The sequence below is a fragment of the Streptomyces sp. NPDC004721 genome (assembly GCF_053601495.1).
In genome coordinates this window covers 1-11,042 of record NZ_JBSGBZ010000112.1, presented here as the reverse complement: position 1 = coordinate 11,042, position 11,042 = coordinate 1, and the positions used below count along the sequence as shown (strand labels likewise).

Annotated in this window: 10 protein-coding genes and 3 pseudogenes; 4 read left to right on the top strand and 9 right to left on the bottom strand. The window is 67.6% G+C overall.

Annotated features, from left to right (window positions below; all coding sequences use genetic code 11):
• Positions 1-120: 120 nt before the first annotated feature.
• Positions 121-327 (bottom strand): hypothetical protein, encoded by a 207-nt coding sequence (locus tag ACWEK3_RS41310; protein WP_450547319.1) that lies wholly within the window; start codon positions 325-327, stop codon positions 121-123.
• Between the two features lie 204 nt (positions 328-531).
• Between ACWEK3_RS41310 and ACWEK3_RS41305 the strand changes: the two genes are divergently transcribed.
• The gene (locus ACWEK3_RS41305; RefSeq protein WP_453252157.1) at positions 532-1,212 is read left to right on the top strand and encodes a hypothetical protein; all 681 of its coding nucleotides are present in this window, start codon (positions 532-534) and stop codon (positions 1,210-1,212) included.
• A 151-nt stretch (positions 1,213-1,363) separates the two neighbouring features.
• Complete coding sequence (locus ACWEK3_RS41300; protein ID WP_450547321.1) at positions 1,364-1,606, top strand: hypothetical protein; 243 nt, start codon at positions 1,364-1,366, stop codon at positions 1,604-1,606.
• A 60-nt stretch (positions 1,607-1,666) separates the two neighbouring features.
• On the opposite strand, the pseudogene ACWEK3_RS41295 reads toward ACWEK3_RS41300, so the two are convergent.
• The 3 genes and pseudogenes from ACWEK3_RS41295 to ACWEK3_RS41285 form a co-directional block, all read right to left on the bottom strand.
• A pseudogene (locus tag ACWEK3_RS41295) lies at positions 1,667-2,461 on the bottom strand (IS256 family transposase); the annotation flags it as partial.
• Positions 2,462-2,741: 280 nt separating this feature from the next.
• Entirely contained in the window at positions 2,742-3,857 is a 1,116-nt protein-coding gene (locus ACWEK3_RS41290; protein WP_450547322.1) for a PP2C family protein-serine/threonine phosphatase, read from the bottom strand.
• Positions 3,858-4,132: 275 nt separating this feature from the next.
• Entirely contained in the window at positions 4,133-4,282 is a 150-nt protein-coding gene (locus ACWEK3_RS41285; protein WP_450547323.1) for a hypothetical protein, read from the bottom strand.
• A 603-nt stretch (positions 4,283-4,885) separates the two neighbouring features.
• On the opposite strand from ACWEK3_RS41285, the pseudogene ACWEK3_RS41280 reads away from it, so the two are divergent.
• Positions 4,886-5,437, top strand: a pseudogene (locus ACWEK3_RS41280) (transposase family protein); the annotation flags it as partial.
• A gap of 8 nt (positions 5,438-5,445) precedes the next feature.
• On the opposite strand, the gene ACWEK3_RS41275 reads toward ACWEK3_RS41280, so the two are convergent.
• From ACWEK3_RS41275 to ACWEK3_RS41255, 5 genes are all read right to left on the bottom strand, one after another.
• The gene (locus ACWEK3_RS41275; protein WP_450547324.1) at positions 5,446-6,228 is read right to left on the bottom strand and encodes an ABC transporter ATP-binding protein; all 783 of its coding nucleotides are present in this window, start codon (positions 6,226-6,228) and stop codon (positions 5,446-5,448) included.
• Positions 6,225-7,271: a FecCD family ABC transporter permease gene (locus ACWEK3_RS41270; protein ID WP_450547325.1), complete on the bottom strand. Its 1,047-nt coding sequence runs from the start codon at positions 7,269-7,271 to the stop codon at positions 6,225-6,227. Before ACWEK3_RS41270 ends, ACWEK3_RS41275 begins: the two co-directional genes overlap by 4 nt.
• Positions 7,268-8,032, bottom strand: coding sequence for a class I SAM-dependent methyltransferase (locus ACWEK3_RS41265; RefSeq protein WP_450547326.1), 765 nt, complete (start codon positions 8,030-8,032; stop codon positions 7,268-7,270). Before ACWEK3_RS41265 ends, ACWEK3_RS41270 begins: the two co-directional genes overlap by 4 nt.
• 34 nt (positions 8,033-8,066) lie before the next feature.
• Positions 8,067-8,921 (bottom strand): ABC transporter substrate-binding protein, encoded by an 855-nt coding sequence (locus ACWEK3_RS41260; protein ID WP_453252156.1) that lies wholly within the window; start codon positions 8,919-8,921, stop codon positions 8,067-8,069.
• Between the two features lie 1,025 nt (positions 8,922-9,946).
• A complete protein-coding gene (locus ACWEK3_RS41255; protein WP_450547328.1) occupies positions 9,947-10,330 on the bottom strand; it encodes a peptidase inhibitor family I36 protein in 384 nt (127 codons plus the stop codon).
• Between the two features lie 241 nt (positions 10,331-10,571).
• On the opposite strand from ACWEK3_RS41255, the pseudogene ACWEK3_RS41250 reads away from it, so the two are divergent.
• A pseudogene (locus ACWEK3_RS41250) lies at positions 10,572-11,042 on the top strand (ATP-binding protein); the annotation flags it as partial.

Here is an 11,042-nt window from a genome sequence, read left to right as displayed (position 1 = left end):
ACTGGGACCTTAGACAAGCCTCATCGTTGCAGCTCAGAAGGCACTTTCGCTTTTCCGATCATGATCCGGACGCGACCCCGGATGAAACGCGCAGGCTAGGCCACCGCCCGGGCCGGCGAACTACGCGACCGGATCGAGCACCTCACCGCCGCTCTCACCGAGACCGAAGCACGTCTCGCGGACCTGGCCACCGCCCGGAAAGTCATCGCCGAACTCGCACCGGCCAAAGCCGAACCTGATCCGCCCGAACAAGCCACCGCCTACCAGGCCATCGTGAACGCCTTCAACCAGCACCCCGACCAGACATTCCGGGTCCGCGAACTGCACGAACTCCTCGGCATGCCCACCGACGACCCCGCCCTGAACGTCACCCGAAGCCGCCTCGGACGCCTCACCCAACCCGGACGAGGCCGCTACAAGAAACGGACTTAACGCCCTCTAAAAGAACCCAACGGGCGTCTTACTAACTTCATACCTACACAGATGCATCGCATGATGCATCAACTTTCCTCAACAACGGGGGTAGTAACTGTGCAGACACGTGTAAGAGCTATCGCGTCCACGGCGGTTGTCCTGGCTCTCGGGCTGGGAGTATCGACGGCGACCGCGTCCGCCGACGATAGGGGCAGCCAGATGCCCCGGACCATCCCGGTCAGCGAGGCTGACTTCGTAGCCGGCGTCATGGCGACGGCGGGGCTCTCGGCCAGCGAAGCGCACGAGCTCTACGAGGACCCCGAGCAGGCGCAGTACGTGCCGTATGAAGAGGTAGCCACCGACGAAGCCATAGGGGGAACGGTGGACACGCCGGAGGAAGGCGTCGGTCCGGCCCTGGTGGAGGTCAAGCGGTGGTGCGAGATCACGGCGAAGCGTGACTACAACAACGCGTTCGGGAACAGGCTCTTCCGCTACACCATGGTCAAGTACTGGGAGGGCAACAACTCAACGGTCAGCAACCCACATGCATCGGTCAGCCACAGCACGACCACTCTCGGCAGCATCGGCGGCTGGAGCTACGACAAGCAGAACGGCTCCGACGACTACTACTTCATCAGCCCCAGCAACGGCCCGTCCAGGGGCGGCCACTACAGCTACCGCTCGGGGCAGTGGAAGACTACTTCTCCGACGGAGTACAAAACGCGGAGTGCGAAGGTTTGGGGTACCGCGCACATGAACTGGAAGACCGACGCCAGCCCTTCCTATCAGGCATGCTGACAACTGGCACTGCGCGATAGGTTCTGGCGGCCCGACCCAGAGTTGGGCCGCCAGTTCGCACTGACACCGGGAACGAGTTCAGAGCCACCAGGGGTGCGGCGTTCTGAGAAGCCCGTTCAGCGGTCGGCCGGCATGTGGAGACTAGGTAGGTATGACGGAAAAGGTGCAAGACAAGGCGAGCGGCGTAGTAATCGGTGCTGGCGCCGTCGCGGTGGCCCTTGCGGTGTTCATGACCGTGATCGGACGGGTAGGCAGCTTCCTCTACCTGGTGCTGACCTGGGCTCTGGTCACCGGGTGGGCCTTGTCCAAGAGGCCGAAGTTGGACAAGATCACTGCATTGGTCGTCCTCGCCGTCATCGGCGGGCTGACAGCCGTCGCTGCCGCAGCCGCATAGTCAGCAACTACAAGGAGACGTCGTTGCGCAGAGTGTGCAGGGTGTAGTAGCCGGCCGGGGCACCGTGGTCCGGGGCCAGACGACGTTCACCGCGTCGGGCAGGGCGGACAGGCCGTCGCAGACCAGCATCAGCACATCACGCACGCCCCGGTTCTTGATCTCGGTGAGGACGGTCTGCCAGTACTTGGCGCCCTCACCACCACTACCGCCGGCCCATAGTCCGAGGATCTCCCGGTAGCCGTCCGCGGTGACCGCGATGGCCACGTAGACCGACCGATTGGCGACGTGGCCATCGCGGATGCGGACGTGGGTCGCGTCGATGAAGATCACCGGATAGACCGCGTCGAGCAGGCGGGTCCGCCATTCCGCCATCGATTCCAACGCCTTGTCCGTGATGGTGGAGACGGTCTCCTTCGTCGTCATGCCGTAGACCTCGGCGAGGTGAGCGACGATCTCCCCGGATGTCAGGCCCTTCGCGGTGAGCGAGAGGACCATCTCGTCCAGGGCACCGGTCCGACGGGCATACTTCGGCACCAGCGAGGGCCGGAAGGTGCCCAGCCGGTCCCGGGGGACCTACACAGTCACAGCTCCGACCTCGGTCATGACCTTCTTGGCACGGTAGCCGTTACGGCTGTTGCCGCCCGAGCGTGACCCGCGCCCGCCGACCCGGCCGGCCTCGGCGGCCAGGTGGAGGTCCATCTCCGCCTCCAAAGCGGCCTGCATCAGATGCTGGGCCAGCTCCGGCAGGATCCCGCCCTCGCCCATCAGCTTCAGCCCGCCCTGCGCGGTCTTCTCAGCCGCCAGCGCGGCCAGCTCCTCCAGCACGACGGACGGGCCGTTCACGGACATCGTCATCGACTTCACGCCGGCACCCTCGACGCCCTCACCAGCCACGGCAAGCGACACGCCCTCAGCGTCCCCGACCAGGTGATCCATTGACGTGCTCTTCAGGTGACCCCTTCGTGAAGGTACACACCTGATTCATGACACTCCCCGGAAAACCCGGCGACGCGGCTGTGCACGCTGTGCGGCTGCGCTCAGGAGCTGCTGGCCGGGTTCGACCACATCACCGACTCCTGACCTGCCGTGGTCGGGCTCATGGTCGGGGCGGCCGGTCCCGTGGTCGGGCCTGTGGTCAGGGCGTGTCGCCGGAGTAGTAAACGCCTTCGGCGTGGACCAGGTCGCTGAGATGGAGGCCGGTGCGCGGTAGGGGTATGCGCTGGATAGCGAGGAGGGCGGCGTCGTCGGCAAGCGCTCCGTCGGCGTGGGCGCACAGGTCCTGCTCGATGCGCTGGACCAGTGCCCTGGGGCTGCTCCTGGTCCAGAGGGCGACCCGTTGTTCCAGCGGGTAGAAGGTGCGGCTGCTGTCGCGGGCCTCCACGACGCCGTCGGTGTAGAGCAGGAGGGTGTCACCCGGCCGGAACAAGGACGTATGCATGCCGTGGTCGCCGGACCCCAGTTCCCACATGCCCAGTGGGGGCGCCGGGTCGGGGCTCATCAGGTGTGTCGTGCGACCGGACCTGATCAGCAGGGGCGGCGGGTGCCCGCAGTTGATCATGCGTATCACGGGGCTGCTGTCGGGGATCTCCAGCAGGAGTGCGGTGATGAAGTGCTCCTTGGCCTCCTCGTCCCGCTCGGGGAACTCGGTGAGATAGCGGCTGACGCTGCGATCCAGTGCCCCGGCCAGGGCGGGAAGCGTGGCGTGCTGATGGGCGGCCTCGCGGAACGCTCCGAGCAGCGTGGCCGCCTCCCCGACCGCGGCCAGCCCCTTCCCCCGAACATCGCCGATGATCAGACGCGTACGGCTGCCGGTACGGGCCGCCGCGTACAGGTCACCGCCGATCCGGGCCTCCTTGGCAGCAGCCAGGTACGAGGACGCGATGTGCAAGGCACCCAGCCGGTCGGGAAGGGGGCGCAGCAGGGCCCGCTGCGCGGCCTCGGCGACCGACCGCACCTGGGCCAGCTCCTCCCTGCCCCGGTCGCGCAGGAAGCAGACGAACACGGCGAAGACCGACAGGAACCCGAGTCCGATGAGCTGCGCGACGTGGTTCTCGTTAAAGCCGGCCTGGACCGTGGCGATGAGAGCCTGCGCTCCCACGGCCAGCGCCCCGACCAATGCGGTCAGCCGGTAGCCGGCGAACGAGATAGTGATGGCAGGAGCCACGACGAGCAGCGGACCGAGATGGATGGTCTGCGGGGCACGCATGTCCGCCAGGGTGATCGCCACGATCAGCACAAGAGGAATCGCCACCAGCGCATGACGCGAGCGCCAAGGCTGCCGAACACGGGCAAAGTGCCGCCCAAAGTGCATCCATCCAATATGCACCATCCGCCCCGGAAGCCGGCCGCCTCCTCGATGCCCCCGCCGCCGGCCCCCGTCAGACCGCGTGCGCCCGGCCCGATCAGCCGGGCCATCCCCGTACCTAAGGGCTGTCCCGTAAATGATCTCCGGAGCGGTGGCTGCTTGCTCGCGGTGATGGTTACTGGGCGTCGCTGGGGTGGGGCAGGGGTGGTGCTGCTGACGCGTCAGTGCTGGTTGACCGGCCAGATGGCCGACGGATCGCAGCGGGCAGGGCACGCCAGCAGGTAGACCTCGTTGCCCAGGAACAGCCAGTAGGTGTCGGCCCTGACGCTGTAGGGCTGTTCTGGCTGGCCGGGGTACACAGCGAAGTCCATGCCCTCAGGAACCTGGCAGACGTACACCAACTCCGCGCCGCACGCGCACCTGTAGTACTCGGGATCCTGCGCCCAGGACGGGGTACCGCCAACCTTGAAAGTCTGGGCCCCGTCGGGGGTATCCGCGAAAGGCCGCAGAGCCAGCGGAAGCGCGCACAAGGACGGTTCGGCTTCCGGGTACGGCAGCGCCGCGCGGCTCTGGATCAGTACACGCCAGAACGGAGCCGGGTAGGGGCTGCGGAGCGTCCCAATACTTCGGTACGAGCCGGCCATCAGCAAGCTGGGGGTCGGACGCGTCGTTGTGCGCACGGCAGTGAAAGACAAGGAGGTAGTCTCCGCCGAAAGGCTCCAGGTCCCAGGGGATGTCGAACTGGAAGAACAGGGCCATCCGCTCACCACAGAAGCACTCGGGCCAGTCCTGGGCCTGGTCGAGGAAAGGCCAGCCTCCCACCGAGTTCCGCGCCGGACGGACCAGCGGTTCGGTCCCAACCTCGACTGTGTAAGCAGGCAGCACCGTCCGCATCCTCCTCGTATCGCCTTCGAACATCCGCTCAGGCTAATAGCCGTCCTGTGACAGCTGGTCGCGGATGAGATGGTCTTGATGTGGCTGGTGTGATCACGGCGTCGGAGCCGTCTTGGAATAGCCCCGTTCACCGGGCTGAGCCCTCGCTTGTTCGGCAAGCTGGTGAGGCTGTTGCGGCGCGAGGGCGCGGATGTGGTCCGCAAGGGCCGACCGTGGGGAACTCCGCTGGAGGACCGGGCACTGCTGGTCGCAGCGTACTGGCGAACAAACTTGACGATGAGCCAGCTCGCTCCGCTGTTCGGGGTGTCCAAGTCGGCGGCGGACCGCATCATTAATCATCTCGGGCCGATGCTCGCGCTCCAGCCCCGCAAACGGTTCGCCAAGAACACCGTCCTCATCGTGGACAGCACCCTAGTCCCGACCCGGGACCATGCCGTCGCCACGCAGTCGAAGAACTATCGGTACTCCACCAACCACCAGGTCGTTATCGACGCCGACACCCGCCTGGTCGTCGTGGTCGGGCGCCCCCTGCCTGGCAACCGCAACAACTGCAAGGCATGGGAGGAGCCGGCGCGAAGACCGCGGACTCCCCCACCCCACACCCATCCCCCGGCGGAAACCGAGCGCCGGGCTGAGGCGTTCACCGCCCGGGTAGCGGGGCCAGACGCACGTCCGGCCTGCCGTCTGGGCCCTGCTTCACGGTGGCGTGGACCCGGTAGACCTTTTCCAGGAGGCGCGGGGTGAGCACAGTGATGGGGGGACCGGCCGCGACCACTCGGCCGGCGTGGAGGAGTACCAGATGGTCGCAGTAGCGGGCGGCCAGGTCGAGTTCGTGGAGCGCCGCGACGACCGTGGCATCGGTGCACGAGAGCATCTCCATGAGGTCGAGCCGGTGGCTGATGTCCAGGTGGTTGGTGGGCTCGTCGAGCAGCAGGGCTCGGGTCTGCTGGGCCAATGCCCGGGCGATGTTCACTCGTTGCCGTTCGCCGCCGGACAGGCTGGCCCAGGACCGGTCGGCGAGCGCCGTCACACCCATCGCCGCCATGGCCTGTCCGACCGCGCGGATGTCCTCCTCGGTAGTGGCCGAGCGTCCGCGGTGCGGGACCCGGCCCAGCATGACGACCTCCGAGACGGTCGTGTCGAGGTCGGAGGTGGTCTCCTGGGTGACGAAGGCCAGTCGGCGGGCGACGTCGCGTCTTTTCAGGGCCGTGACGTCGGATCCGTCCAGCAGGGCATGTCCGGACGAGGGGCGGCGCAGGCCGGCGAGGAGGCGCAGCACGGTGGACTTGCCCGAGCCGTTCGGCCCGATCAGAGCGGTGAAGCGCCCCGGTGGCACGGCGAAGGTGACGCCGTCGACGATCACGCGGCCGCTTGCCGTCCACGCCAGGGAGCGGGCCGCGTGCGCGGTTCCGGGGCCCCTCATGGCGTGGCCGTTCGCCTGCGCAGCAGCGCCGCGAAGGCCGGAACGCCGAGGAGCGCGGTGAGCACGCCGACCGGCAGTTCCTGGGCGCCGAAGACGCTGCGGGCGGCCGTGTCCGCCCAGATCAGGAACACAGCGCCGAGCAGGGCCGAGGACGGCAGCCGTACCCGGTGGGTCGATCCGGCGAGCATCCGTGCCGCGTGCGGGACCAGCAGGCCGACGAAGCCGATGGCGCCGCTCGCCGCGACGAGCGCGCCGGTGACGACGGCGGTCGTCCCGTACAGCACCATCTCGGTGCGTTGCGGCGAGAAGCCCAGGGTCGAGGCGGTCTCCCGGCCGAAGGCGAGTGCGTCGAGATGGCGGGCGTACAGCAGGCAGACCAGCAGGCCGGCGACGGTGGTGGCGGTGCACACGCCCACCGAGGCCCAGTCGGCCGAGGCGAGCGAGCCGAGCAGCCAGAAGGTCACCGCCCTGGTGCGTTCGGCGTCGCCGGAGCGGACGACGACGAGGCTGGTGAGCGCGCTGAACAGCTGGGACGCGACGACACCCGACAGCACCACCTTGGTGGCGGAGCCGAGCGAGCGGCCGAGCAGGAGCAGGACGCAGCCGAAGGCCGCCATAGCGCCGGTGAAGGCTCCTACAGGCAGGCCGAGGGCGCCGAAGCCGAGCACCAGGACCAGGACCGCTCCGGTGGACGCTCCGGCCGACACCCCGAGGAGGTAGGGGTCAGCCAGCGGGTTGCGGGTCACGGCTTGGAGGACCGTGCCGCACACCGCGAGTCCCGCCCCCACCAGCGCGGCCAGCAGGACGCGCGGCAGCCTCAGGTTCCACACGATGCTGTCGCGCAGCGGCGGCAACGCCTCCCATGGCGCTCCGAGATGGGCGCCGATGGTGCGGGCTACGTCCAGCGGCGGTATGTCGGCGCTGCCCGTACCCACGGCGACGAGCACGGACAGCGGCAGCAGAGCACTGCAGCAGACGAGGACGAACATGCTCCGCGAGAGCACGCCCAGTCGAACGCCTGCCCTGGTGGTGGCAGTTGTCATCGGCGGGCAAAGACCACGTAGTCGTCGAGGTACTGCCAGACCGTCCCTACCTCGGCGAAGCCTGCGGTGCGCAGGGCCGACAGGTGGAAGTGGAGCGGCGCCAGCGGCTGCGGCGGGCGGTCCGCGAACCGCTGCTCACGTTCGGCGGCGAGCGGAGGCATACCCGGCTGGGCCACCGCGAGTTCGTACCAGGCGTCCCAGGTGTCGGCACCGTCGGCGAACGCGGTGCGCTGCACCTCCGCGTCGTGCCGCTCGGACAGAGTGCCCAGGGTCTCGTTCCCGGGCCCGTAGCGCAGATGGTCGGCGTTGAGAAAGACCGCACCCGGCGGCAGCAGGTCGGCGAGTGCGGTGTAGACGCACAGCAGATGGGAAGGGGAGAGCCAGTGCAGGGCCGTCGAGGAGACGACGGCGTCGATCCGCTCTCCGGCCAGCGGCTCGGCCCAGTCGGCGCGTACGAGGTCGGTGTCCACGACGCTGGCCCGGTCGCCGTACTCCGCGAGTACGTCACCGGCCAGCCGTAGCAGCACGGGGTCGTAGTCGACGGCCGTGACCCGTGCCTGGGGGAAGGCGCGCAGGACGCGGTCGGACAGGGAGCCGGGGCCGCAGGCGAGGTCGAGCACGTGGAACGACTCGGGCAGGGCGAGGCGCAGTACGTCCAGCATCGACTTGAAGCGCAGCTCCCGATGGGCGACGTAGGCGGTTTGCTGGGCGTCCCAGCGATCCAGGAGGACGCGCGGGGGCAGAGCAGCGGTGTCGGTCATGCAGATGTCCTTCGATGAGTGGAAGTGGGCGGCGTCAGCCGTAGAGCGCGGTCAGCCCCTTGCTGAGCTCCTCTGCCAGGCTGACGCTGCGGATGGAGGGGTCCATGGCCGAACCGGGAACCACGATGAAGCGGTTGTTGCGCACGGCGTCGAGCTGTGAGGTGACGGGGTTGGCGCGGAGGAACCGCTTCTTGGCATCGGCGCTGTCCCCGTCGCCTCCGCGGGTCAGATCCGCCAGGACGATGACGTCCGGGTCGCGCTCGGCTATCTCTTCCCAGTTGCCCGCGGGCCACTTCTGGCGGATGTCGTCGAAGGCGTTGTCCACGCCTACCTGCTTGCTGACCGTCGAGGGAAGCCCACCGTGTCCGGCGATGTAGGGCGTGGTGGTGCCGGAGTAATACCACATCAGCTTCGCGCCGGTGTTTTTCGGTGCCTCGCGCACCGCTCGGTCGAGTCGGACGCGCAGGTCCTTGACCGCCTTCTCCCCGCGCTGCTCGACGCCGAAGACGGCGGCGACGTCCTTGATCTCGTTGAAGATGGCGTCGAAACGCACCTCGTCGGGTGTCACTTTGGGGGATTCGCAGTCGTGGGCGGAGAGGTAGGCCGGCACGCCGAGCTTCTTCCAGCCGGCGCGTGGACCCGCCGCCTCGTCGGCGTATGCCGAGGAGAGCGTGGAGTAGAGGAAGTCCGGCTCCTTGGCGAGGACGGCCTCGTGGTTGGGGTACTGCTTTGCGAGCACCGGAACCTTCTTGTACTCCGCGGCCAGTGAGGGGAGTACGGGATCCGTCTGGTAGGAGGTGCCGACCATCCGGTCGGCCAGCCCCAGGCTGAGCATGATCTCCGTCGCGTTCTGCTCCAGGGAGATCGCCCGCTTGGGGGGAGCGGGCACCCTCGTGTCCAGGCCGCAGCTCGTCGTGACCGCGCCGGACGACCGTGCTGCGTTCGGGGCCCCCGAGGAGGCCGTTCCGCTCGCGCCGCAGGCAGCGAGGCCGGGGAGCAGCAGGCAGACGCCCAACAACCCCTTAATGCGAATGATTTTCATATTCGAAAATGATACTCGTGGCGAGGGGGTGCCAGACCACCCGGGCGGCCCACCTGTGCGGATGCCATGCGTCGCGACTTCTCCGACGTCCCGTCAGGCGCCTTCTGAAATACGGGTGTTGGCGGATCGCACCTCTGCGACTGGTGTCTCCGGAGCCGGGCTGGCCGACCAGAGTGTGCGCAACATCACTCGGCTTCAGTGTGATGGTCGGCAGGCCGCGGCGGGTTGCGGGGCCAGGGTTGCGTCCTGAGGAGTGGTGCACGGGATCGACCTGATCCGGGGGTTTGCTCCGGCGGCATCTGCCAGCATCGCCAATCCCGTCATCACCTTGTTCGACAACGACACTGCCGCATCAGAGGCCCTGCGCCCGCCGCGCCATTCCACATTCCACCCAAGGAGGAGAACAACTCCGCCTCGCCGCAACAGGAATCCGCTACAACCTCAACCCCACGCTGTAACACGCAGTACTGCCCGCCGACAGCAGGCGACGCTCACCGAGCACTCGCACGGCCATGGCCATGGCCAGTACCAAAACTCCCGGCTATACCGACCGGCAACCAACTGACCCGCATCACCACCAAAAACGCCAGCACCGCATCGGCATCTATGTCACCACTCAAAACCCCAACCACAACAGGCTATACAGCAGAAACCGCCCAATACCACACTGACACCCCAATACCGAAGCATCACCGACACAACCCTGCAGATCATCACCACCGCCGACTGCAGCTCTCGCCGTTGCGCGCGTCGCAAAGGTCAGCGGGGAGGGGGTGGGCCAGGGTCCGGAGCTCCGAGGCCGTCAGTGGCGACAGGATGAGGGCGACACCCCCGGTGGGGCGCCGCCCTCGGGCGTTGTGGCGGGCGGCCGGTCAGCGGCAGTTGACCCACTTGTTGGACTTGATGTACCGGTACGTGCTGCCGGTCTGCTTGTATCCCCTCGGGACGATTCCGCTGGATCCCTTGTGGTTCTTCTTCGCATACCACTTGAAGTCACAGGACTTGCCGTGGTTGTACCACGACCTGAACTTCTGGAAGACCGGGTACTTCGTCAGGTCCGCGTTCTTGCCCGCGACCTTCTGCATACGGCCGGTGTAGTCCTTCCCGGACCAGACGCAGAACCAGCCCGACGGGCAGGCCGATGCCGCCTGCGGCGTCGCCTCCGCCGCACTGGCGGCACCCGCGCTGCCGGCCAGCAGGCCACCGGTCAGCATGATGCCGCTGGCCATGGCGGCGAGGCTCCTAGTCATGCGCATGCTCTTACCCCCTGTGAGACATGAGTGAGCCGACCGCACTGGCCAGCTCGCCAGTAAGACTGTATGGCGGGACGCAGTGGCCGCATCAGTTGCTGCAGGGAACGCCTGATTTATTTCACGTCGGGTCCGTGAGCGGACCGAGTGCTACCGCCGCACCGCACTCCTTACAGGCGACCGCGCCAGCCGTCGACCGCAGCACCTCCAGCGCCTCGAACACGCGCCGGCCTCGGCATCCTGGGCCGAAACCATCACCGAGTACATCCGGCGGGCCGACGAAGGGAAGATGGGCTACCTCGACTTCCTCGACCTGGTGCTGTCCGAGGAACTCGCCGTCCGTGACGACCGCCGCTTCCGCCAGGGCCTGCGGCTCTCCAGGCTGCCGCACCACAAGACGCTGGACGAGTACGACTTTTCCTTCCAGCCCGACCTCGAGCCGCGCAAGGTCAAGGACCTCGCCACCCTCTCCTTCGTCGAGGCCAAGGCGAACGCCGCCCTGCTTGGGCCGCCCGGGGTCGGAAAGACGCACATCGCCGTCGCCCTCGCGGTCGCCGCCTGTCGGGCCGGCTATTCGATCTACTTCACCAGCCTCGACGACATGGTCCGCAACCTCAAGGCCCCCGAAGCCGCCGGACGGCTCCTCAACAAGCTCGGCACCTACCTACGGCCCAGCGTCCTCGTCGTTGATGAGGTCGGCTACCAGCCCCTGGAACGA